This is a genomic window from Embleya sp. NPDC050493, from assembly GCF_044458105.1.
Taxonomy (GTDB): domain Bacteria; phylum Actinomycetota; class Actinomycetes; order Streptomycetales; family Streptomycetaceae; genus Embleya.
Genome location: NZ_JBITHP010000008.1, coordinates 41,591 through 66,553, shown reverse-complemented (window position 1 = coordinate 66,553; position 24,963 = coordinate 41,591). Strand labels below are relative to the sequence as shown.

11 protein-coding genes are annotated in these 24,963 nt (G+C 72.0%); 5 read left to right on the top strand and 6 right to left on the bottom strand.

Annotated elements, in window-relative coordinates; translation table 11 throughout:
- Positions 1-85 precede the first annotated feature (85 nt).
- The 3 genes from ACIBM5_RS17830 to ACIBM5_RS17820 form a co-directional block, all read right to left on the bottom strand.
- A complete protein-coding gene (locus tag ACIBM5_RS17830) occupies positions 86-919 on the bottom strand; it encodes a M55 family metallopeptidase (protein ID WP_396007726.1) in 834 nt (277 codons plus the stop codon).
- Positions 916-2,361: a diaminopimelate decarboxylase gene (locus tag ACIBM5_RS17825; protein ID WP_396007725.1), complete on the bottom strand. Its 1,446-nt coding sequence runs from the start codon at positions 2,359-2,361 to the stop codon at positions 916-918. Before ACIBM5_RS17825 ends, ACIBM5_RS17830 begins: the two co-directional genes overlap by 4 nt.
- Before the next feature lie 226 nt (positions 2,362-2,587).
- On the bottom strand, positions 2,588-4,240 hold the full coding sequence (locus ACIBM5_RS17820) for a PucR family transcriptional regulator (protein ID WP_396007724.1): 1,653 nt from the start codon (positions 4,238-4,240) through the stop codon (positions 2,588-2,590).
- Between the two features lie 408 nt (positions 4,241-4,648).
- On the opposite strand from ACIBM5_RS17820, the gene ACIBM5_RS17815 reads away from it, so the two are divergent.
- The 3 genes from ACIBM5_RS17815 (at position 4,649) to ACIBM5_RS17805 (ending at position 11,871) form a co-directional block, all read left to right on the top strand.
- Positions 4,649-5,212 (top strand): sigma-70 family RNA polymerase sigma factor, encoded by a 564-nt coding sequence (locus ACIBM5_RS17815; RefSeq protein ID WP_391583269.1) that lies wholly within the window; start codon positions 4,649-4,651, stop codon positions 5,210-5,212.
- A gap of 96 nt (positions 5,213-5,308) precedes the next feature.
- Positions 5,309-7,087, top strand: a complete 1,779-nt coding sequence (locus ACIBM5_RS17810) for a hypothetical protein (protein ID WP_396007723.1) — start codon at positions 5,309-5,311, stop codon at positions 7,085-7,087.
- A gap of 116 nt (positions 7,088-7,203) precedes the next feature.
- Positions 7,204-11,871: an FtsK/SpoIIIE domain-containing protein gene (locus ACIBM5_RS17805; RefSeq protein ID WP_396007722.1), complete on the top strand. Its 4,668-nt coding sequence runs from the start codon at positions 7,204-7,206 to the stop codon at positions 11,869-11,871.
- A gap of 45 nt (positions 11,872-11,916) precedes the next feature.
- On the opposite strand, the gene ACIBM5_RS17800 is transcribed toward ACIBM5_RS17805, so the two are convergent.
- From ACIBM5_RS17800 to ACIBM5_RS17790, 3 genes are all read right to left on the bottom strand, one after another.
- A complete protein-coding gene (locus tag ACIBM5_RS17800; protein ID WP_396007721.1) occupies positions 11,917-12,252 on the bottom strand; it encodes a hypothetical protein in 336 nt (111 codons plus the stop codon).
- Positions 12,253-12,302: 50 nt separating this feature from the next.
- Positions 12,303-12,611, bottom strand: coding sequence for a hypothetical protein (locus ACIBM5_RS17795; RefSeq protein WP_391583273.1), 309 nt, complete (start codon positions 12,609-12,611; stop codon positions 12,303-12,305).
- A gap of 64 nt (positions 12,612-12,675) precedes the next feature.
- Positions 12,676-13,698, bottom strand: a complete 1,023-nt coding sequence (locus tag ACIBM5_RS17790; RefSeq protein WP_396007720.1) for a serine/arginine repetitive matrix protein 2 — start codon at positions 13,696-13,698, stop codon at positions 12,676-12,678.
- A gap of 208 nt (positions 13,699-13,906) precedes the next feature.
- On the opposite strand from ACIBM5_RS17790, the gene ACIBM5_RS17785 reads away from it, so the two are divergent.
- Together ACIBM5_RS17785 and ACIBM5_RS17780 are read left to right on the top strand one after the other, a co-directional pair.
- Positions 13,907-22,321: a hypothetical protein gene (locus ACIBM5_RS17785; protein ID WP_396007719.1), complete on the top strand. Its 8,415-nt coding sequence runs from the start codon at positions 13,907-13,909 to the stop codon at positions 22,319-22,321.
- Positions 22,318-24,945, top strand: a complete 2,628-nt coding sequence (locus ACIBM5_RS17780; RefSeq protein ID WP_396007718.1) for a right-handed parallel beta-helix repeat-containing protein — start codon at positions 22,318-22,320, stop codon at positions 24,943-24,945. Before ACIBM5_RS17785 ends, ACIBM5_RS17780 begins: the two co-directional genes overlap by 4 nt.
- Positions 24,946-24,963: the final 18 nt, after the last annotated feature.

Sequence of the window (24,963 nt, the reverse complement as noted above, 5' to 3'; positions counted from 1 at the left end):
GGAACGGGGGAAGCAGCGGGTGGCCGGAGGGGACGGCGCCGGCCGGCGGGTCGGTTCGGGAGGTCGCGGCGGGGAGGGGACCGTCTCAGGTCCAGTCGCCCTCGCGGCCCGCGCCGATCACCCAGGTCAGGGCCCGGAACCGGCGCAGCGCCTCGCGCGCGTCGGGGGCCTCCAGGCGGACGGTGCGTGCGCCGACGACGTCGACACCGGCCGTCGCGCTCGCGCGTTCGGCGAGGTACGGGCTGTCCACGTCGACCTCGACCACGTGCGGGGCGGGCGTCACGGTGGGCCGCTCCGGCGGGCCCGCCAGCGCGGCGGCGGCCTCGCGGCGGATGTCGGCCGAGGTCGCGGCGGGTGTACGGCAGATCGCCGCGTGGCGCGAGATCGCCGTCTTGACCGTGACCGTGCGGCAGCCCGGCGCGTACCGGCCCGCCTGGGCGCAGGTCGCGTCGTCGCCGGTGACCAGGACCACCGGGACGCCGGCCTCGGCGGCGACGAGCGCGTTGAAGCCTCCCTCGTCGACGGGGCGTCCGTCGATGCGCACGGCGAGGATGCTGTGCGAGAGGTAGGTGTGGGCGAGTACGCCGGCCTCGCCCGCGCCGGTGTGGTAGCCGACGAACGCCAGCGCGTCCACGTCGAGTTCGAGCCCCTGGAGCATGCCGAGGGGCTTGTTGCGGCCGACGATGAGCAGCGCCCGCGGGTCGAGTTCCTCCAACAGCACGTTGTCCATGCCGCAGTGGGCGTCGTTGACGATCACCTCGTCGGCGCCGGCGTCCAGGAATCCGGCCACGGCCGCGTTCACGTCGCCGGTGAGCAGGCGTCGAAAGCGTTCGTAGCGCGGGTTGCCCGCGGTCACGTCGGCCGGCAGCACGGTACCGGTGGCGCCCTCCATGTCGGCGGAGATCAGGACGCGGGTCACACCGCCACCTCCTCGGGATCGGGACGGTCGTCGTGGGACCGGTTCCCCCAGGCGTCCGCGGGCGTCGGGTCCACCAGGGCGTGCACGTGGGCCGCGCCGCTTTCCCGGACCACTTCGCGGATGGTCTGCGCCTCACGGACGATGGCCAGGTGCACCGTGTCGTGCACGACGCGGTAGCCGTAGACGGCCGGGCGTGGCAGCGAGTTGTAGGCGAAGTGGGACGAGAAGTAGTAGGCACCGGTGTCGTACAGCGCGACGACGTCGCCCGGTTCGAGCAGGGGCAGGGCGCGCCCGACGGCGGTCAGGTCGCCGGCGAAGCAGCATGGGCCGGCCACGTCCTGGATCTCCTCCGCTGCGTTCTTGGGCCGGCCGTGCGCGTCGAACGCACCCACGCGCAGCGGCCACGCCTGGGGCATGAACACCGTGCGGGTGGCGACCTGCGCACCCGCGTGGGTGATCGCGATCCGTCGGCCGCCGGAGGTCTTGGTGTACTCCACGCGCGAGGCGATCGTGCCGTTCTTGGCGAGCAGCGAGCGGCCGAACTCGGTGACCAGCCGGTAGCGGCCGTCCAGCAGTTCGGGCACGGTGCCGCGCAGTTCGGCGACGTAGTCGGCGAAGGTCGGGTCGTCCTCGTCGCCGGCGAAGTTCACCGGCAGGCCGCCGCCGATGTCCAGGTCGGTGATCTGTCGGCGGCCCAGGACGGTGTTGATGTGCTCGGCGAGTTCGTACGTGGCGCGCAGGCCGGCGGCGATCAGCCGCAGCGGGCAGCCCTGGGAGCCGACGTGCGCGTGCAGGCGGTCGAGCCACGGCCGGCGGGCGAAGGCCTCGACCACGGCCTCGACGGCTCCCGGGTCGCGCAGCGCGATGCCGAACTTGGACGTGCTGGTCGCGGTGCTCATCGCGCCGATCGCGCCGGCGCCGACCTGCGGGTTGACCCGGATACCGATCGGTCCCGTGGCCGGGCGCTCGGCGACGATCGCGTCGATGCGGGCGAGTTCCTGGAAGTTGTCGACGTTGACGGCGATGCCGTGGGCGAGGGCGTGGCGAAGTTCCTCGACGGTCTTGGCCGGGCTGTCCAGGACGAGCCGGTCGGGGCTGAATCCGGCTGCCAGGGCCTGTTCGAGTTCACCGGGCGAGGCGACCTCGCAGCCCATTCCCGCGTCGGCGAGCAGGTGCAGGACCGGGACCAGGCCGCATGCCTTGGCGGCGAACGTGTGCAGTACGGGTGTCTCGCCGAAGGCCGCGGTCAGCGCGTCGACCGAGGCCCGGATGCCGTCCACGTCCAGCAGGCCCAGCAGGGGCTGCTCGGGGCCGAGCAGCCCCTGCTCCACGACGTGGGCCAGGGCCGCGTCTCGGGCCGATCGACGCCGTAGGGCCGCTGCGGAAGTCACGCGCACCACACCTCGAATCTCTCCGGTATTCGCGGCTCGTTCGAGTCGCATGCACAGCTTGGATCCGGGCGTGAGCGGGAGTCAGCGTGGAGCGCGACCAAAGGGGCAGGCTTTGATTGTCTGCCTCGACAGGAAAATGATCTTGGAATCCGGCCGTCGGGCCCGGACTCATCCGTGCACGGGCCCGGGCTCCGGCCTCGAAACCCACCCGGGCGCGCCGGGGATCCGAGGGCTCACCAGGGCGCGCCGGGGGTCATGACGGCCGCTCTCCGGGGACTCACCCCTGCGCCCGATGCGCCAGGCGCAGCCCGATGTCGGCGAGCAGCCGGCCCGTCGGGTCGTCCAGGTCCACGCCGAAGAGTTCCCTGGCCCGGCGCAGCCGGTAGCGCAGGGTGTTCGGGTGCACGCTCAGCCCGTGCGCGGCGGCCACGGTGTCGCCGAAGGCGCTCAGGTAGGCGCCGACCGAGGCGGAGTACTCCGATCCGTGCGCACGGTCGTGCTCGATCATCGCGTGCACCGGCCCGGCCATCGGCCACAGCGGCTCGACGCGGTCCAGCAGGCGCACCAGGGCCGCCTCCGAGACCACGTCGGAGGACAGCGCCGACGCCGACGCGGGCACGCCCGTGGCCACCGCCCGCTCGCGCAGCACGCGCACCACGATCTCGGCGTCCTCGCGCGCACCGGGCAGCTCGGCCGGCCGCTGCGCGATGGGACCGACGCCGGCGAAGACCACCGTGCCGGGAACCGAGCGCGCGGTGGCGACCAGGTCGCGCGCGGGGTCGGTGTGCGTCTCGCCCGCCGGCATCAGCACGTACAGGCGTCGACCGGCCCGTGCCGTCACACACCCCGGCCGAAGCGCCGCCGCCTGCAACGCGAGCACGTCGAGCACGCGCTGCTCCGCGGGGGTGGGCGCATCGGAGGCGAACTCCGTGGCCGGGTGCTCGTACGCCTCGACCACGGTCACGGTGTGCGGCCGATCCGGGCGCACCCCCACCGTCCGGGCCGCCTGCTCCGCGCCCGCGCCGCCGGTCAGCAAGGTGTGCACCGCCGCCTCGCGACGGCGTGCCGCCTCCCGACCGCGGGTCTCGTGGTGGACCAGGTGCGGCACGGCCGCCCGGGCGGCGGTGCGCAGGGCCGCCGTCGCGTCCGGCGCGAGTGGGTGGCCGTCGGCCGCGGCCCAGATCGACCCGAGCACCTCGCCGCCGTCGCGCACCGCGATCGCCAGCCGTTCCGCGTAGCGGTCGTCGGCGGGCAGCCGGACCACGTCGTCGGTGCTCCACAGGGTGCGAAAGAAGCCGCTTTCGCGCAGTTCGGCGACGCGCCAGCGCGGCACCTGCTGGTTCAGGATGGTCACCCGGCGCATGGGGTCCGGCTCGTGGTCCATCCGGGAGTAGGCCAGCACCCGTGACTGCGGATCCTCGATCGTGATCGCGCCGCCCACCAGGTCGGCGACCGTGTTGGCCAGGCCCGACAGGTCGCCCGGACGCAGGCTGTCGACCGTGGCGAGTTCGGAGGGGCTGCTCTGGGCGCAGGCGTTGCGCAGCAGGCCCAGCACGTCGGTCCACCCGCGTCCGGGATGGCGGGTGAGAACGGCGGTGTCACCGTGCTCGGCCGCCTCGACCACGGCCGCGTCCACGGGGTCCGCGCCGCGCCGGATCACCAGCGCGCTCGCCCCCGCGCGGCGGGCCGCCCGTACGGCCTCGACCGCGCCGTGCCCGCGCGGGTCCACTCCGACCGCGAGGAGGATCATCCCGGCGAGCGTCGTGCCGTCCGCGTCCTCGTCGCCGAGGTCGTACAGGGTGACCCCGCGCACCGGCACCTCGGTCCCGCGCGGCGCGACCACGACGTCGAGGATCCCGGGGTCGATCAGGTCCAAAACCCGGGAAAGCGTCGCCGCGGCGGGACGGCGGGAGGGTTCACGCTCGTTCATGGGTCCATGATCGCGCGCGGCGACGGTCGTCCCCCGCACGCGGCGACGGCCTCGCGTCGCCCGGGCGAGCGCGTGCTCGCGCGGCACCGCGGGTACGCCGGCCGTTTCGATCGGGTCCGGGGTTCCGTCGAGGTTCGAGCCCTTCATCCAATTTCCCGCCCTTTGCCGAAATTTCCGCCGAGAAGATGTAAATGATCTCGTCCCGGTTCGCCGACGGCCCGTCAATTCGTTGATATCCGGGACAGGAATCCGGAAACGGACGCCCTTTCCCGGGTGATCACTCGCGTCTCCGGCATGCGGCGGACCTCGGATCCTCAAATTCAGCACAGATCCAACGGACTTGTAGCTCGGCGTAGTTAGTGTTCGCGATCCGAGCCGACACATCGGGGGAAGTGAGGGGCCAAGGCCGTGACGTCCTTCTGTACCCATGATCACGACACCGGTAATCAGGCACGTTCGACATATGAGGCCAAACTCGCGGAACTCGCCGAACTGGTTTACCGGCGCTATTCCATGCCATTGCTGTCCTTCTGTCTCAAGCTCACCGACGGGGACCGGCCCTGGGCCGAGGACGTCGTGCAGGAGACGATGCTGCGGGCGTGGCGTCATGCGGGCACGATCGCGGACAACACGTCCGATCTGATGCCGTGGCTGGCGACGGTGGCGCGCCGGATCGTCATGGACGACCGTCGTGCGCGTCGCGCCCGGCCGCAGGAGTGCAGCCCCGAACCGCTGGAGTACCTGCCGGCCGACGATCCATGGGAGCCCCTGCTCTGGAAGATGGCAGTGGCCGACGCACTGCCCTCGCTGACCGCGGCACATCGCGAAATCCTCGCCGAGACGGTGCTGCGCGATCGCGACCTCAAGCAGGCCGCCGAACTCCTGGGCATACCGGTCGGAACGGCGAAGTCCCGTACCCACTACGCGATCCGCGCCCTGCGCCAGGCCCTGGAGGAGCGCAGTGCAGGATAAGCACCCGAAATCTCGTTTCCGGTCGGTCGCGTCGCGAGCGCGGCACTGCGACCGGGTGGCCTTGGTGGGCGTTCGACGGAGAGGGTTGCCGGGCACATGAGGAACACCGATCCGCTCGACTTCATCCGAGATCATCGCGAGGCGATCCTGCGCTGGGGCGGCATCGCGGCCGCCGCCCTGGTGATCTTCCTGATCATCCGCTTCATTGCGATGCGATTCGGCGGCTGGAAAGCGGCCGGGCGTCGTTTGTGGCGGGAAGTCGCCCTGACGGCATACGCGTTCACCGCCCCGGCGCGGGCCTGGCTGCGGTACCGGCGTTCGTTGCGGGTGCTCGCGGAGCGATTGGGCGCGAGCGCGACCTGGCGGGACGCGGAACGTGCGCTGGTGGCGGCGAAGTTCGCCGCCGCGCCCGGCCGGCCGTACGCCGCCGTCGTCGGCGACACCACGGTGACGGTGTTGTTCGCCGCCGCCGACATGCCGCCGCCCAGGGGCCTTTGGCAGGCGGTCCCGGACGATCCGTGGGCCTGGACGGCCGCCAGGGCGGAGTTGCCCTCGGTCACGCCGGACGCCGAGGGAACCAGACCGGTTGTGGTCGCCCTCGGTGAGCGCGACCTGGACTGCGTGTTCCTCGACCTCGTGGTCGGTCCGCCGATGGTGTGCGTGCAGGGCGATCCGCGTTCGGGACCGGCCCTGTTCCAGGCCGTCGCCGCGCAGTTGGACGCCCGGTTGCCGGGCGGTCGGGTCGTGGTCGCCGACGGCGTGCACCGCGACGTGCCCGGACCGCCGGTACGGGACGCCTACCGGACCGCCGGCGCCGAACCGGCTCGGCTGGGCCTGCCCACGTTCCTGGTGACCCCGGAACTGCCCGACCCGCTCCCGCCCGAACTCGCCGAGCCGCAGGGTGCCGCGCCCTCGTTGCGGGTGCTGCTCGGCGGACCGGGACGGGGTCACGTACGGGCGTTGCTGACCGATGTGCACGGTCGAGTCGCGGTGCCGGGCACTCCCTTGGTGGTCGCGAGCAACGCACTCGGTGCGGCGCTCGCCCGGGTGCTGCCGACGATTCCGCCGGTGCTCCCGCCCGCTCCCGCGCCGGTTTCCCGACCGGGCACGGGTCGTGCCGAGTGGTTCGCGGAGGAGGAGCGCGCGGCCACTGCTTCGGAGCCGCGAGCGGCGCGCACCGGTACGGAGGCCGCGGAGCCGGTGGCGAACGCGGAGCCGGCCGGGACGACGGCGCCGGCGGTCTCGGCTCGTACCGCGGTCGCCGAACCTCCCGCGCGCTCGTCGAGCGGGTCGGCCGCTGCGAACACGTCCCGACCGTCGGCACGGACGACCCCGACCGGGGCGCCTGCCGTCGAGGCGACGCGCGAGCCGGTCCCTTCCCTGGACGCGCACCGGGAGCCGGTCCCTTCCGTGGACACGCCCCGCGAACCCGTTCCCCCCGTGGATGCGAACCGGGAGCCGGACCCTCCCGTCGACACGAACCGCGAACCCGTTCCCCCCGTCGGCGAACCCGGGCTCGGGCTCCCCCCACGGACGTCGAGTGCGGCGGTGCCCTCGGAGCACGAAGGGAGTTTCGTACCCGCCGTGTCGGCACGCCGGGAGCCGACTCCGGGCCGGGAGCCGGTCGGCGGATCGGGACCGGCTCCCGTCGCCGATCCGACCACCGCACCCGATTCGGCGCGCGACCCGGAACCCGCGCACGACGCCCACCCCGCCCGCGACGCCGAACCCACACGCGACCCTCACCCGGCCCCCGACGCGCAACCCACCCAGGAACCCCACCCCACCCGCGACGCCGAACCCCCGCACGAGCCCGGCCCCGGGCCCCGCCCGACCCGCGACCCCGAGCAGTCGCCTCCCGGTTCGCCGTCGTAGCTCGCAACCCCCGGCCCTCGGCCCGCGTGTCCAGACCGCCCCCTCGAACCTTCGACCCCGTTCCCCCGCCCTCGCCCCCGTCGTCTCGCTGCCTCCCCTCCCCGCGAGAGAGTTGGATGCCCGTGAATCTCGCCGTCACCACCACCGATCCGCAGGGCCGCCGCGCGGATCACCTGCTGGACGTCCCGGATTCGGCGACCGTCGCCGATCTCGGCTCGGTGCTCGGCGCCGCCGACCTGTTCCTGGGGACTCGACGGCTCAACCCCGATGTGCGGGTGGGCGCGAGCGGCATCCGCACGGGGGCGTTGATCGGGCTCGGCGGCCCCGTGTCGATCGAGACGGCGACGCGCGCATGGCAACCCCCCGGATCCGATCCGGTGCTCGTGACCGTGCGGCATGTGTCCGGCCCCGGAGCGGGCCGGGTATGGCGACTCGGCCCGGGTCGGCACGAGGTCGGCACGGATCGCGCGTGTGCGCTGCGGCTGGACGGTGGCCAGGCACCCCCGCAGGGAACATGGATCACCGTCGGCACGGACGGATCCGTCACGGTCGGCCTGCCGGACGACGTGGACGAGGAGCGGTGCGGCCTGCGCAGCCTCACGCCGCCGCCGCCCGTGGATCCGGTCACGGGCACGCCGCTCACCGCCGAGGAGCCGGCCGGGACGCAGGAGGGCGGCCCCGGGGGGCATTCCACCGAACCCGCGCCGCCGGGGCCGGACGGGATGCCCGTTCGGCCGCCGCTGCCGCCGGTCGGCCGGCTTCCGCCGCCCGACGACGGATCGCAGCCCTGGCCGACGTACGCCGACCTGTCGCTCGGCGAGCATCTCCTGCGCCTGGGCCCGCCGGACGAGCCCGAGGCGGCGGTGCGCGCATCGGCGGACGGCTTGGGAGTCGAGTACAACCGGCCGCCGCGCATCGCGCCGCACCTGGACGCCGAGACGATCCGCATGGCGGGTCCGCCGGCCGACAACACCAGGCGCCCGTTCCCCTTCCTGATGATGATGGCCCCGCTGGTGATGGGCCTCGCCATGATGTTCCTGTTCCGGAGCCTCTTCTTCGTCGTCTTCCTGGTCTTCACGCCGATCATGGCGGTCGGCAACTGGGTTTCGAGCCGGCGCACCGGCCGCAAGCAGTACGAAGAGGCCAAGCGGGTCTACCGCATCCGCCGCTCGGCGTTGGAACTGGAGATGCGGCGCGCGACCGTGGACGAACGCGGCCTGCGCAACACCACGTTCCCCGACCCGGCCGCGATCCTGCTCACCGCGACCGGCCCGGGCCTGGGGTTGTGGCAGCGCCGCCGGCGGGACGGTGACCATCTCACCATCCGGCTGGGCACGCTCACCCGCGCGTCGCTCAAGCAGATCGACGACCAGGCCCGGGAAACGCACTATCGGCAGGTCAACTGGCGGCTCGCCGACGTACCGTTCGGCGTCGAACTGGCCGACTTCGGCGTGGTGGGCATCAGCGCGCCCGGTGCCACGCCGCGCCGGATCGCGAGTTGGGCGGTGATCCAGACCGCCGTGCTGCACAGCCCGCGTGATGTTCGTATCGTCGTGCTCACCGAGGACGAGCACGCGGACGCGTGGCAGTGGGTCCGCTGGTTGCCGCACCTGCGGCCGGGTCGGGCGGGCTCGGCGGTGGTGGCCCTGGGCACGGATCCGGAGAGCACCGCGCACCGGGTCAACGAGTTGATCGCCGATGTCCAGACCCGCCTCGACGCCGCGCAGTCGGCGCTGGGCCCGACCCTGCAACGCGAACCGGACGTCCTGGTGATTCTGGACGGAGCCCGTCGGCTGCGCGATGTGCCGGGCGTGATCGAGGTGTTGACGACCGGTCCGGCCGTTCGCGTGTTCAGCCTGTGCCTGGAGGAACGCGAGCACCTGCTGCCGGAGGAGTGCACGGCGGTGGTCACCGCGAACGGCGGTCGCCTCGACGTCAAGGCGCCGCACGTGCCGGAGGTCAAGGGCATCAGGGCCGATCTGGTCGACCCCGCCTGGTGCGAGGAGGTCGCCCGGGCGGTCGCCCCGCTGCGCGACGTCACCGTGGAAAGCGACTCGGGACTGCCGTCCGAGGTCGCGCTGTTGCCGCTGATCGGCCAAGAGCCGCCGGACGCGGATCTCGTGCTCCACGCCTGGGAGCGCCGTCCGGCATCCACCTCCTTCGTACTGGGCAGCGGCTACGAGGGCACCCTGCGCCTGGACCTGGTCCGCGACGGACCGCACGGCCTGATCGGCGGCACCACCGGCTCGGGCAAGTCCGAGTTGCTCCAGACGATCATCGCGTCGCTGGCCGCGGCCAACCGGCCGGACGAACTGACCTTCGTCCTGGTCGACTACAAGGGCGGCAGCGCCTTTCGCGAATGCGCCGAACTGCCGCACACCCTGGGCATGATCACCGACCTCGACGGCCACCTCGTGCAACGCGCCCTGGCCTCGCTGGACGCCGAACTGCGGCGCCGCGAGACGGTGTTGAACGAGGTCGAGGCCAAGGACCACACCGAGTACCGGATCAAGCGCGCCCGCGATCCGCGGCTGCCCGCACTGCCCCGACTGATTCTGGTGATCGACGAGTTCGCCACCCTGGTCCGCGAACTGCCGGACTTCGTGCCCGGTTTGATCAGCCTCGCGCAGCGCGGCCGATCGCTGGGTCTGCACCTGCTGCTGGCCACCCAGCGCCCCGGCGGCTCGGTCAGCAACGAGATCAAGGCCAACACCAACCTGCGCATCGCCCTGCGGGTGACCGACCGCTCGGAGAGCCAGGACATCATCAACAGCGGCGAGGCGGCCGGGATCTCGCCGCACAACCCCGGTCGGGCGCTGGTCCGCCGGGGCGAGGGGGCGCCCACGCCGTTCCAGACCGCGTTCGTCGGCGCGGAGCGCGCCGGTGCGATCCCGAGCGCGGTCGCCGAAGCGGCCGCGTCCAGGCCGGTACGCGGAGTCCGACTCGGCTGGCAACGGCTCGGCCGCCCGCTGGACCTCTCGGAAGCCGGTCTCGAAGGTCTCGAATCGCCCGCCGATCCGCACGAGGGCGGCAGTCCCCCGTTCGAGGAGCAACCGACGGACCTGCGCGCCCTGGTGGACGTGCTGCGCACGGCGGCGGATCGACTGACCGACTTCCGGGCGTTGCCGAGCCCGTGGCTGCCGCCGATGGACGAGCGCATGCGGCTGGACGATCTGCCGCCCATTCCCGAGCCGGCACCCGGCACCTTGCCGATGGTCCCCTACGCCCTGCTCGACCTTCCCCGACTCCAGGCCCGGCGGCTGGCCGCGATCGACTTCGCGACCTTCGGCCACCTGTACGTCATCGGCGCGCCCCGATCGGGCCGCACCCAGGTCCTGCGCACCATCGCGGGCGCCGCGGCGCTCACCATCGCCTGCTCCGACCTGCACATCTACGCCATCGACTCGGCCGGCGGCGGGCTGAGCGTGCTGGAGGCGCTCCCGCATTGCGGGGCGGTCGTCTCGCGGCACGACGCGGAGCGCATGGAACGGCTGATCACCCGCCTGATCGGCGAACTGACGGTCCGGCAGCGGCTCATCGCCCACCACGACTGCGCGGACGTCACCGAACTGCGCGGCAAACTGACCAAGGACCGCCGACCCGCCCACCTGCTGCTCATGGTGGACGGCTGGGACGCGTTGAGCAACATGCTCGACGACTACGACGGCGGGCGGCTGTACGCCGACTTCGTGCGGTTGCTTCGCGAGGGCCAGGGTGCCGGGATCCATGTGATCGCCACGTCCGAGCGGCTGCTGCTCGGCGGGCGTCTCGCGGCCCACAACGACCGGCGATTGTTGCTGCGGCAGTCCGACCCGAGCGACTACACGCTCATCGGCATGGCCCGCAACAACCTTCCGTCGTACGTCCCGCCGGGCCGCGGCTGGCTCGCCCCGGGGGCGATCGAGGCGCAAATCGCGTTGTTGCCGTCGGTCACCGACCCCTCGAAGGCCCCCGCCGCCGGCGCCGTGGAGCCGGCCGACACCTCGATCGTCGATCAGAGCGACCAGGCCGAGGCGATGCGGGACCTGGGTCGGCGGGCGACCATTCGGGACGCCCGGGTGCCCGCCGTGCGGCGGCCGTTCCGGATCAACGAGATGCCGACGCTGATCGGCTTCCAGGAGGCGCACGCCGGGGTGCCGCAGCCGCTGCGCAAGCCGTTCTGGGCGCTGCTGGGCGTGGGCGGGGACGCGGTCGAGCCGCTGGGTCACGACTTCGCGGACGGCGGCGGGTCGTTCATGGTCGCGGGACCGCCGCGCAGCGGACGCAGCACGGCGCTGGCCGCGATGTGCGTGTCGCTGCTGATGGGCGGTACCCACCTGATCGTCCTGACGCCGCGCGACTCGCAGTTGCGCAAGCTGGCCGCGCACGGACTGGCCCGGGTGCTCGACGACCCCGACCCGTCGCCCGACACACTGGTCGAGGCGTTGGCCGAGGTGCGGGACAAGCCCGTGGTGGTCGTGGTGGACGACGCCGATCTGATGCTCGCCTGCTCGGCCGACTCGGTGCTGCGCCAGATCGCGGCGTCGGGCCGCGACCACGGGCAGGGGCTGTTGTTGGCGGGCCTGGCCGAGTCGATGAGTTCGCTGGGCTGGGTCGGCATGGCGCGCCGTTCGCGGCGCGGCCTGCTGTTGGGGCCGAAGACCCTCGGCGAGGGAGATCTGATCGGCGCGAGGTTGTCGGCCGAGCAGGTGCGCACACCGCTGGGCCCGGGTCGGGGTTGGACCGCGGGCGGCGCGGGGGCGGCGATCGCGGTGCAGGTGCCGCTCACGGTCCTGGACGGCTGACCGGGACGGGAGCGGCACCCGCACGGGACGGGCGGGAGCGGCGGGCTACTTGTGGTTCGCCGCCTCGTGCTTCATCTTCTCGATGGCGGTGCGGATGTTGGTCATCAGATCCCCGTCCGACTTGCCGAGCGAGTCCGCGATGTCGGTGAAGTTCTTGGCATAGGACTTGATGTTGGCCGCCGAGGACTTCATCTGCGTGCTGAAGGTCTGGTACGCCTCCTGCAGCGCGGGGCTGGCCTTTTCGAACACCAGGCCGTCGTGGAGCAGGTTGCTGACATGGGTCTCCAATTCGCCCAGTTCCTTGGAGATGTCGGCCAGTTTGGCGCCCATTCTCGTGGCGCCGCGGGCGATTTCGTCGAAATCGACGTGGATGTCGGCCATGTGGTCCTCCGATGGGGTCGGCTGCCGGTGTGGGGGTGGTGGGCAGGCTGCTACTGGGCGGAGTTGACCTTGTCGGCGATGTCCTTGTCCATGTCCTGGACCGACTGCATGATCTGCCGGAACTGCGTCGCGTAGCCCTTGATGCTCTCGGTGGCGGCGGTGAGCGCGGTGCTGAACTTCTCGTACTGGGCCTGCAGCGCGGGACTGGCCTGGACCAGCACGAGGTCCGTGGTGAGCAGGTTGTCGACCTCGGCCTTGGCCTCCTTCATCCGGGGCACGAGCGTGTGGTCGACGCTGTTGTCCAGCAGGTTGGACACCCGGGTGATCTCGGCGTAGGTGAGCTTGATGTTGGCGGGCATGGCAGGTCTCCTCGGGAACGGATGCGCGGGTGGGGGAGCGGGTGGGCGCGATGAGGGGCGGGCGTCAGATGATGCGCCCCTGACCCTTGCCGAGATTGCCGCCCCGGTCCTGGTTGTGGTCCTTGCCGGCGTCGACGTCGGCGAACGCGGGATCGGGCTTCCACTTGGCGCGCGGACCGTCGCGGATGTAGTGCTCGGTCTTCTCGCCGGCGGTGGAGATCATCGTGCCGCTGCCGTCCTTGTTGATGGTGTACTCGGACGTGCCCTTGCTGCCGTCGCCGTACGTGGTGGTGATGGTGTAGTCGCGGGCGTCGAACCTGTCCGGCTCCTTGTCCTTGTCGTCGCCGTCGGGCAGATCGACCCATTCGGGCGGGCCCTTGTACGTCACGGTCGACTCGTAGGTCAGCCCCTGTGGGTTGGTGATCTTCGAGGTCTCCTTGATGACGTTGTTGTCCTTGTCCAGTTCGACGCTGACGTCGATGCTGCCGTTCTTGTCCTGGTAGTGGTGCGAAGTCGGCGGCTTGTCCGGGGGTTTGGGCGGTTCCTCGCCGGGTTTGGGCGGCACTTCCTTGTCGCCCCTGGCCATCCAGGAGACACACCACGCGGGCGCCTCCGGGTCGTGGCACACGGAGCGGATGCTGTTCTTGTCCGGGTGGTCGCGGAAGTAGTCGGTGGCGCCGATGCCGGCCAGATACGCGTCCCACTTGGCCTTGTCCGCGAGCCACTTGTCGTGCGTCGCCTTCGTGTTGCGCCATTGGTCGATGCCCAGGACCGTGGTCACCAGCCCGGCCGCGCCGGAGATCTGCGCGTCGGCGTCGAAGAACACGTCGGACACCGACTTGATGGTGTCGGCGAGTTGGGTGAGGCCCTCCTTGGCCTTGCCGGTGCGCGACTTCGAGTGGTGGTAGAAGTTGTTGAAGGCGTACGAGAGGCCGGCCGTGCCCAGGCACGCCTTGCGTTCTCCGGCGCCCGCCTCGCCGAGTTCCCGAAACGCCCCGCTCGTGCCCGAATCGGCTTGCCGGGCAAGGTCTCTCAGCTTGCTCTGGATCGTGTGCAGGTTGGTGTAGTCGACCGCGAAATCGGCCATGCGGACCTCCTGTTCCTCACCCGCTTCGTGCGCCGCACCCGGAACCGGCTCCACTTCTGTACGCGTCGCGACCGTGGGAGGTTCAATTCCCGGTCGCGACCGTGGGAGGTTCGCCTCGGGTCCCTTCGAGAAGGATTGAACCCGACCCGTGAACGGCGCGTACAGAAAAGGGCCGTGGGAGCACGATCGAGCGAGAGGGGCGCCGGCGATGGCTCGTCCGGGAGACTGGAGTGCGCTCGGCCTCGACGGCGACCCGACCCCCGGCGACGCCGACCGGATCTACCGGGTGATCGCCGCGGAGAAGGAATTCGTCGATCTCGCACGGGACATCGACAACGGCCTCACCGAGATCAAGAACACGTCGAGCCAGATCTTCATCGGCAAGACGGCGGATGCCATGCGCGGCGTCATCGACGGCAACCTGCGCAACTACATCTCCACGTTCAAGAAGGCACACGAGGACGTCCGCACCGCGCTGACCGTCTACGTCGGCGTGATGCGCACGGAACAGCGGCGCGCGGACGCCGCGTTGACCGCGGCCGCCGCGCTGTCCGAGGACGACGACGCGGGCCGGGCCACGCACAAGGCCACCGCCGAGGACGCCCGGAAGATTCTGGCGGGCGCCGCGGACACCGCGGCCCGGGCGCTGAACGCCGCGGCCGAGTCCATCGCCTCCCCCGTGGACGAGTGCGAGGAGTTCTGGAAGGCGCTCGGCTGGATCGCGATGATCCTGGTCCTGCCCGCGATGATCTTCGGCGGTGCGCTCGCGCTGCTCACCATCGCACTGGGCGTCGCGCTCCTGATCAAGACCGCGATCGACTTCGCGCACGGCAAGGCCGGTGTCACCGAGCTCATCCTGGGCGTCCTGGGGGTGATCGCCCCCACCACCAAGGGGCTGCACCTGGGCAACCTGTGGAAGGTCATCAAAGTCACCGGCAACCGCGGCATCGCGGGCAGCAAGAACCTGTTCCTGGGCGGGCCCAACTCGTTCGGCCTGTTCGGCCGGGTGGGGCTGGGCATCGACTCGGCCGTGGGCGCGGCCGGGTCGTGGATCAGGGGCGGGCTCCAGGGACTGAAGTTGGGCCCCGCCATCACCCGCGTGCCGGAAATCGTGGCGTTCGGCGGCAATTTCGGACGCGGTGTGCGTGTGTTCCCGATCGCCGCGGAGCTCACCGTGATCAATCTGGCCGGCGCGAAGACGTTCTTCGGCCTGCGCAGCGTGATAACCACCGTCAACGCCTTCAAGGGTCTGGCGAATGGGCTGAGCGGCTTCAAGAGCCTGCGTCTGTTCCTGCCGGTGGCGGCCGACGAGATGGGCGAGGGCCTGGGGCTCGCCTTCCGGATCGGCTTCATCGACCGCGGCATGTTCAACATGTACCGCTACGGGGCGTTCATCGACGGCAAGTTCATCGGCGCGGGCGCCAAGATCTCCGGCGGCGTCAACGCGGGATTCACCGCCTTCGCGCCGGGTGGCGACGTGGTGAAGCTGCCGCATGTGGGCGTCGGGGGGATCGGGTCGGTGCACGTCGGTCCGATCGGCCACACCTTCGACATGCCGCCGCTCTCCGGCCGATTCACCGGCGGATTGGGCAACGTGCCCATGGTGCACGTACCCGGCCTGGGCGTCGTCGGCGGTGGGTTCCACGCCGGCACCTTTCCCGGCCTGAACACCTTCACGGGCACCACGGGCAACCTGGGCGAGCTGGGCGCGATCGCCCCGCTCACCGGGTTCGGAGGCAAGATCGCCGACATTCCGTCGTTCTCCTTCAGCGGCCTGGGCACGGCCAATCTCGGGAGCCATCTCGCGGTCCCGCCCGGGATCACCGGGCTCGGCACCACCGCGCCGACCGCACTGCCGGGCGCGCTCGGGCACGTCAGCATCCCGAACCTGGGCACCGTCACCCACGCGCTGCCCAGGGTCGAACTCGGCCTGCCGGGCTCGGGCGCTCTCGTGCACGACCTGCCCACGGCCGGCTCGGTCGCCCTCCCGCATGTCGACGGCGTCGGCACCGTCGCCCTCCCCCACGTCGACGGCATCGGGACCGTCGCCCTCCCCCAGTTGGGCCACGTGGCCGTCCCCCAGACGGGCACCGTCGCGATGCCGAACGCGACCGTGTCGGCGCTGCCGCAGGCCCACCTGCCGTCCGTGTCGACCACGCCGGTCCCCGGCGTGTCCGGTTCCCCGACCCCCGGGCTCGGCCACACCGCCGGCGCGATGCCGACGCCCGCGGTCGGCGACCTCAAACTGCCGACCGTCGGCGCGCAGTTGGCGGACCTGCCGGGCCTGACTCCGACCAACCTCGCCGGCCCGCGGACCGTGGGAGGCGCCGACGGGACCCTGGCCCACGTCCCGGAGGTCGGTTCGGTCCCCATCACCTCGCAGATCCAGGCGCCGACCGTCGGTGCGGCCGGGACGACGCACATCGGTGTCAACGGCAGCCAGGTGACACTCGGCAACCTGACGTCGGGCCACGGGCTCGGCCACGTGACACCGGTCGGCGTACCGGGCGGCGCAACGGTGGGTGGCATGCCGGAGGGCGGAGTCGTCGGCGTACCGGGCACCGGCGCCGTGGGCGGCCCACCGGGCACCGGAGCCGTGGGCGGCGTCCGTACCGGCGGAGCCCACGTCGTGCCGTCGAGCCCGGCCGGCAACGACATCACCGTGTTCATGGTGAACAACGTGCGGTACGACTTCGCGCACACGTTCGGCGGCATCCCGGGGCTGAACGGCGTCGAGGTTCGGGTCCTGCCGAGCACCCGGGCCGGCCACACCGTCGACATCGACGTCCGCGCGGGCGGCCGCACCGACATCGACGCGTTCCACCTGACCGTGGGCGAGCAGCAGGTGTTGCGGATCGAACAGACCCTCCCGGGCGGCGGCGTGCACCGCTGGGACTACGAACTGAACGCCTCGAACACTCACCGGCTCCTCGACGACCAGGTCATCGACGCGGAGGTCACCGGACCCGTTCCCGGGCAGTCCGTGGAGCTGACCGCCATCACCTCGCCGGCTCCGGCCGGCGGGCTCACCGGCTCGACCACCGTCGGCAACGGCACCGGCGTGCCGCCGGTCCACGGAACGGGCGGCACCGCCTCCCCCGGCGCGCACCTCGTCGAGATCCCGGGGCTGCCGCACACACGGCTGGAGGTTCGCCTCGTCGACGGCGGCGTCGACGGCGTCCGCGTGGTGGGAGCCGCGGACGGGCCCGGTCTGCGCACCACGCCCGGCACCGGTGCGGGCGGGAGCAACATCGTGCGGGTCGAGCAGGACGTCGTGCCGAACGTGGAGACCCGCCGGTGGGACTTCGAGGTGTCCGCGGACGGCGGCCGACTCGTCGGCATCGAGCGGCGCTTCACTCTCAGCGGCGGCGCGGACGACGGCACCCTCGTCGTGGTCCGGGTCGACGTGGCGGACGAGCCCCTCGGCGTCACCCACATCAATGCCGACGGGAGCGTCCGCAACCCGGGCGGGCCGCCCGTGCGGTTCAACGCGGCCGGCATCAACATCCCCACGGCCGACGGCTTCCGGCTCCACGACCCGGCGACCGGCGCGCTGTCGCACACCGGCCTGCGGCTGTTCGGATCCGACGGCAACCCGCTGCCGCTGCACGTGCTGACCCCGAACGGCGGCGGACCCCGCACCCTGGTCGACGCCCGGGCGACCGCGACGCTCGGCGCCGTGACCACACCGGCGCACGCGAACGGCATGCTCCACGTCGTCCCGACCGGCACCGGACCGGTCGTGCGCGTCTTCGGTGCGGACGGCCGGTTCTCGCACGACTCCCTGCCCCTGACCCGCATCGACGGACTGGGCCTGCCAGGCGGCCACATCCGCTCGCCGCACGGCGACACCCCGCACGTGGCCGGCCCCGACGGCAGGGTCGTCCCGGGCACCGAGGTGATCCCGCAGCTGGGCAACGAGTTCCGCGTCGTGCACGCGGACGGGCAGTTCCACGTCGACGCCGGCGGCGCACGCGGCCACGACGTCGTCCCGCTGGCCACCGCCGACGGCGCCGGGACGGGGCTGCACGTGTTCACCCCCGTCGCCGGTGTGCACCCGCTGCCCCACCCGCGCGGCATCGACGGCACACCGTCCACGACCGCGACCGTCACCAGGGTCGACAACACCTTCCACGTCACCGGCATCGACGGCCGACCGCATGTGGTGGCCGTGCACACCCCGCAGGGCGTGTTCTCGCACACCGCGCTTCCGCTCACCGGCGGCGGCGCACCGGGCGGGTTCATCCGACTGCCCGACCACGCCGGTGGGCCGCCGCACCTCACCCGCGGCGACGGCACGATCGTGCCGCTCGCCCGCGTCACCCCACAGCAGGGCGGCGGATACCTGGTGAAGCACGGCGACGCCGCCATCCTCGTCGACGACGCGGGCAGGCACACGCACAACGTCGTGCAATTGACAGCGAACGGCGAAGAGCTCGGGCGATTCGTGCACACGCCGATCGACGCCCCGAACGCGCCGGTGCCGCACCCGCACACCCGGGGCGGCGTGCCCGATCCCGACCGCACGATCACCCGGATCGGCGGCGAACTGCGGCTCACCGATCCCGACGGGTCGTTCGCCGTGCACGGTCTCGACGGCATGCGCCGGTACGAGGCGATCCACCTGCCCGACGGCGGCCCGTTCGGCGGCCGGTTCGTGCGATTCGACAACCATGCCGCCACCCTGGTCGACACGCACCTGGTCCCCGTCCCGGACACCCACGTCGTCCGCCAGACGGAGTTGCTGGACGACGGCTTCCGAATCGTCCACGGCACCGACCACGTCGTCGTCGGCCTGCGGGGCGCACACCGCTTCGACGCCGTTGCGCTGCGCGGCCCGGACGGAGCCCCCACGGGCGAGTTCGTCTTCCGCCACCCGGCCCCGACGGCCGGTGGGCCCGCGCCCGGTCCGCTGCCGCTGGCCAAGAACGCGGCGGGCCACAACATCAGGGTCGAGGTGGCCGGCCGCCCGGACGGCACGCTCCGCGTCGTCGACGACACCTCGATCCGGGTCTTCTCCGGCACCGGCGAGTTCGACTTCCGGGTGCTGCGGCTGACCGACGCCGCAGGCACCCACCTGGCGCAGAACATCCGCGTGCACCCCGGCGGAGCACGGACCGTGGTCGACGACGATCTGGCCGCCGTCCCCGACCTCACCGTGCACACCCGCGACGGCGGCGGCTTCCATCTGCGCGGCACCGACGGCGGGTTCCGCCTGTTCGACCGCACCGGCAGGCTCGACCTCGTCGCGACCCCGCAGCAAGTAGCGCACGGCGAGGGCCACATCAGCGTGCTGACCGTGGCCGACGGCGCCGGCGCGCACCGGTTCGACGTGATCAAGCTGTCGGACGGGCAACTCACCGACCCGGCGCGGATGCAGCTCCTGCGAACCACCGGGGGCGACCTCCGGGTCCTGGACGGCAATCTCGAAGCGCTCCCGAACCTGCGGGCGACCACGCAGCCGGGCGGCGGATACCGGGTGGACGGCATCGGCGTGCACACGAACGAGTTCCGGCGTTTCGACGCGGGCGGGCGGCTGGAGTTCCAGCGGGTGGACATCGTCGGTGGCCGGGGGGCGATCGATCCGAACCGGCACTTCGAGATCAGCTACCCGGCGGGCGGCGATCCCACCTGGTCGCTGGTCAAGACGGACGCCCACGGCGTACCGGTGCCCGGACCGGCGACCCGCCCGTGGTTCGAGGGCGGCACGGTCGACGTGCAGGGCGCGGAGGTGGGCCGGGTCCATCTGGTCAGCCACCTCAAGGTCACCGTGTTCGAGCGCAGGCCGCTGCCCGACGGCAACATGCTCGACGCGCACCACACCCCCGCCACCCAGGGCGACTTCGGCCTGTTCAATCAGCGCGGTAAGTGGGCGGAGTTCGGCCCGAACGGCGACCTGATCCAGCACGGCACCCGGCACTGGGGCGAGAGCACCCGCAGTTGGTTCGACGTCAAGAGCGTGTTCGGTTTCGACGTCCGCGTACGGCACTTCCAGATGAGCGCGGACGGCGGACACGTCCTGGCCAAGCTGGACAACGTGCCGGCCACCCAGGGCTTCGCCGACACCACGTGGGTGCGGTTCGACGCCGACTTCCGGCCGATCGCGTCGGGCACCCGGCACTGGGGCCCCGGACGGGGCTGGACCGACCGGACGAACCACCCGATCACCGGCGAACCCATCACCGTCCAGGAGAAGTTCGGCCGCTTCCAGTTCGGTCTGCACGACGTCCGCCGCTTCCACCAGATCGAGCTGGGGCCGGACGGCGTCCCCAAACGCGACTTCGTCTCCCGACACCCGGACGGCAACGTCAACGGCTTCGGAAAGACACTGCACAACGGCGACTTCCTCCAGGTCGTCCGCTTCGCCGAGCAGCGGCCGCCGGTGTTCTTCCGCAACCTGTTCAGCGCCGAGATCCGCGCGACCGACCTGACCCGCCACCCGTGGCTGGCCAAGGACGACCGCCTGCGGGTGGCGACGTGGACCCAGGAGCCGGCGGGCGGTGGGGTGGGCGGCAGCCGCGGCGTGCAGTTCACCACCAACAACAAGACGGTGATCGACGTCGCGAGCAACGGCGACATCGTCCGCGAGACCCGCACGCTGCCGAACGGCGACACCCTCACCGTGGGCAACGTACAACTGCCCGCCGTGCACGCCGGCCCGAACGCGGGAACGCCGGTGCCGCACCGGCCCGGCTACCTCCCGTGGTCCGAGAGCGTCGGCGGCCTCCGGGGGCATCGCACGCATGTGCCGACCGACTTCGTGCCCACCCCGGGCGCGGGCGAGAAGCAGATCACCTGGCAGGACCGGGTCACCACCGATCCGGAGGACGGCGACTGGTACACCCCCGGCGCCAAGGACTGGACGGTGGTGCGGACCGGCTTCGCCGACGGCACGTTCATCGACTATCGGCCCAGGCCCAACGACGGCGCCGGGGGCGTCGGGCCGAACACCCGCACCTCCATCGACGCCGGCAACGGCAACTGGACCATGTACGACCACCACGGCGTCGTCCTCGGCCGCTCGGACTCCTTCCCCGATCCCAACGGGGCGGGCCGGCTCGACATCGTCGGCACCATCGGGGCCAACACGCGCGTGTTCCGGTGGCACGACGCGGCCCACCCGGAGATCGGCGGCGTGCGGATCACCTCGTTCGAGCGGCAGATCTCGGCCTGGCAGTGGGACCGCGAGTCGTTCCAGGACTTCGACGCGGACGGCCGTCTCATCCGCGACCACCGACTGCTCGGCGAGGGCCTGACCGTCGACGCGTGGCGTGGCGTGGACGCGCGGGGCAACGAGGTGTGGCACTGGAACAAGATGGACGCGAACAACAACGTGCTGACCTTCGGCACCGGCGTCGACGACCGGATCCGGCACTGGTTCGACGCGGACGGCAACGCGCTGCCCGGCTGGGCGAAGGGGGCCCGGTGGTCCGACCGGATCACCGGTCTCGACGACCGGGTCGTCCAGGAGATCCCGGCCCCCAAGACGACCAACATGGTGCGGGACTACTTCACCGACACCCCGTTCCGGGTTCGCGACTACACCCCCACCCCCACCACCGAGTTCAACCGGCACATCTGGCAGGAGTCCGACCACGGCATCCACGCGCAGGTCAAGGTCCGGCTCTCGGACGGCACGTTCCTGGAGACGAACGCCTTCAACAAGCACGGCCGGCGCTACGACACCGACGGCGTCACGCTCGTCAACGACCGCTCGATCCCGGGGTACATCACCGAGTTCGACGCCCACGGCGTGGGCACCATCGTCGGACGCGAAACGCACTTCACCGGCTGGATCAACGAATACCGCGGCCTGAACCGCACGTTCCGCGAGGCGAACCGCTGGAACTTCGGTCCGTCCGTGGACGGCGAGGCGGTCCCGGCACCGTTCGCGCTCCGGGCGATCCAGTCCATCGGCATCGACATGACGCACGAGTTCCTGCTCGACTTCACCGTGAACCTCGTCGTGTTGTCGATCGTCCGGGTCATGTCCGGCAGCGGTTTGAGCGCCGTGGACGTCGGGCGCGCCGCCTTCGGCGCCGCGCTCAGCTCGATGACCAAGGGCACCGTCGCGGCGGCGCACATGTCCGCCAACCGCGGTGGCTGGAAGGTGTACTGGTCGAACATCGACTACGGAATGCCGGGCAGCTGGCGTCCCAACGACGACAGTTGGAACACCGAATTCGGTGCCAACGAGCGCCCGGTGCGCTGGCGCGGCGGCACGTACGAATTCGCCCTCGGGCTCGGCACCGGCGCGGTGGGCGGATTCGTCAGCGGCGCATCGCAGGCCGCACTCTTCGGTGTTCGCGGTGCGGACGGCGCGATCATCAAGCTCACCGGCCAGGATGCCGTGCTGTCCGGCCTCGCGTCCGTCGTCGGCGGCCTCCTCGACACCGTCTCGGTCGGCGCGCTCCGCACCCTGGTGCAGCACACGATCGGCAGCCGGTGGATCCACCGGCAAGGTCCCATGGACATCTTCGTCATCGGGGCGATCGGCAAGCTCGTCGACAAGCTCTTCTCGCTCACGGTGCTCGGTCCCGCGACCATCCGTTGGATCGGCGACCGGCCCGACGTGCACTCGGGCGACAACCTGCTGCCCGGAACAGGAACAGGTGGCGGATGAGCACACCGGAGATCCGCGTCGGCCCCAGGGGCCGCGGGACCCACCGCGACATCGGGTCCGCGCTCGCCGCCGCGCCCGCGGGCGCCGAGATCCTGATCGCCCCGGGCGAGTACGAGGAGAGCCTGCGCCTGGAGCGGCGCGTGGTCCTGCGGCCGGAGAACGGAGCCGGGACGGTCGTGATCCGCGCGCGGGCCGGAGCCACCCTGACCGTCGCCGCCCCCGGTTGTCTGGTCCGCGGGCTCGTCCTGCGCGGCGCGGACCCGGCGGAGCCGGTCGTGCGGGTGGAGGACGCGGCCGGCCTGACCCTGGACGCGTGCGAACTGGAGCGGGGCCGGGTGGACGTACTGGGCTCGGCGAAGGCGAGCGGCAACGCGCGCAACGCCCTGCTCACGCTCGCCGACCCGCTCGACGTCGACCTCGCCGACCCGACCGGCGGCGGTGTCCTGCTGCTCTCCCGGACCCGGTTGCGCGGCGCGCGGCACGCCGCGCTGGTCCTGGACGGCGACGCCCGGGCCCGCGCCGAGGACACGGTCGTGGAAACGATCGACGGCGTCGGCGTGTTGCTGACCGGCCACGCGGTGCTGGTCGCCGACCGGTTGCGCGTACGCGAGACCTCGGGCTCCGCGTCGCGGGTGTGCGCGGACGCGCGGCTGCTGGCCCGGGACAGCACACTCGACGGCGCCGGACGCAACGGCGTGCTGGTCGAGGAACGCGGCGAGGTCCATCTCGACGACTGCCGGCTGCGCAAGGTCGGACGCAGCGGCGTCCAGGCCGAACACGAGGCGCGCGTGCACCTGACCGACTGCCGGATCACCGACGCCGGCGGCAGCGCGGTCGCCGTCGCCGGCGCGGCGCAACTCCTCGCGCACGGCTGCCGGATCATCGCTCCGGCCGCCAACGGCATCGTCGCGCTCGGCGAGGCCGAGGTGACGGTCACCGCGTCGCTGGTGGCGGGCACCGGATTCACCGCGGTGCACCTCGGCGAGAACGCGCGGGGCCGGTTCGGTGATTGCCGGCTCGACGGCAGCGACGAGCACGGCTTCGCGGTCGTGGGGTCCGCGTACGCGGAGATCGTGGACACCACGGTCGCCGGGGCGACCATGTGCGGGGTGCATGTGGTCGACGAGGCGCGTGTCGCGATGCGCGCCACCCGGGTCGAGGGCGGCGAGACGGGGGTTCGGCTGCGCTCGTCCGCGGAATCGGAACTGCGCGAATGCGTGGTGAGCGGGCAGCGCAGGACCGGTGTCGAGGTCGGGTCCGTCGCGATCGCCACGCTGTCCGCGACCCGGATCGCCGAGACGGGCAGCGCGGGTGTCAGCGTCGATTCCGGTGCCCGGCTGCGCATGGACGGCGGCGGCGTCTTCGCCGTCGGCGGCAGCGGGCTGGTGGTGGGACGAGGTGCCGAACCGACGGTGCGCGGCATCCGGGTGGACGGGACCGGGAAGAACGGCATCCTGTTCGGCGAGGGTGCACGTGGGGTGATCGAACACAGCGATCTGTCGGGGTGTGCGTACCCCGCCCTGCACATCGGCCGGGACGCCGAACCGCGGTTCGTCGGCTGCCGGGTCTTCGACTGCGCGCAGGACGTCGGCTTCGCCGAGGACGCGCGGCCGGTGTTCGAGGAGTGCGTGTCCGTCCGGGTGGCCGCGCCGTCGCTGGCCTCGCTGTCGCAGGGGTCCGGCCGGGCAACGCACGAGCCCGCCGCCCCGGCCGGGGCGGGCGTCGCCGCGGCGGGTGGCGCACCGCTTCCCGCCGTGCCCGCGTCGGTCGATCTGGCCGAACTGGGCGAGGCTCCGCCGCCGTCCGAGACGCTGGACGACCTGCTCGCCGAACTCGCCGAACTGGTGGGACTGGACGGCGTGAAGCGCGATGTCGGAGGCATGGTCAAGCTCATGCAGACGGTGCGTCGGCGTCAGGAGGCCGGACTGCCCGCACCGCCGCTGAGTCGTCACCTGGTCTTCGCGGGCAACCCGGGCACCGGCAAGACGACCATCGCGCGCCTGTACGGACGGTTGCTGAAGGCGCTCGGACTCCTGGAGCGCGGCCATCTGGTCGAGGTCGACCGCAGCTCCCTGGTCGGCGAGTACGTCGGGCACACCGGCCCCAAGACGACCGAGTCGTTCAATCGGGCCCGCGGCGGCGTGCTGTTCATCGACGAGGCGTACGCGCTCGTGCCCGCCGGCGTGGCGAACGACTTCGGCGGCGAGGCCGTCGCCACGCTCGTCAAACTCATGGAGGACCACCGTGACGAGGTCGTCGTGATCGTGGCCGGGTATCCCGGCGAGATGGAGCGGTTCATCGCCTCGAACCCGGGTCTGTCCTCGCGGTTCACCCGCAGCCTGCTGTTCGACGACTACTCGGCCGACGACCTGGTGCGCATCGTCGAGCACCATGCGGGTCGGCACCGCTACGAACTCAGCGTCCCCGCGCGCAAGGCGCTCGGCGAGTTGTTCATCGCGATGCCGCGTGGCGCGCAGTTCGGCAACGGCCGCACCGCGCGCCAGGTGTTCCAGCAGATGACCGAACGTCAGGCCATGCGAATGGCCGAGATCGACGCACCCGACGAACGCCAGTTGGTCGTCCTCGACGAGATGGACCTGCCACGGCCGGCGGGCTCGCCCTGACCGTGCACACCCCCTTTG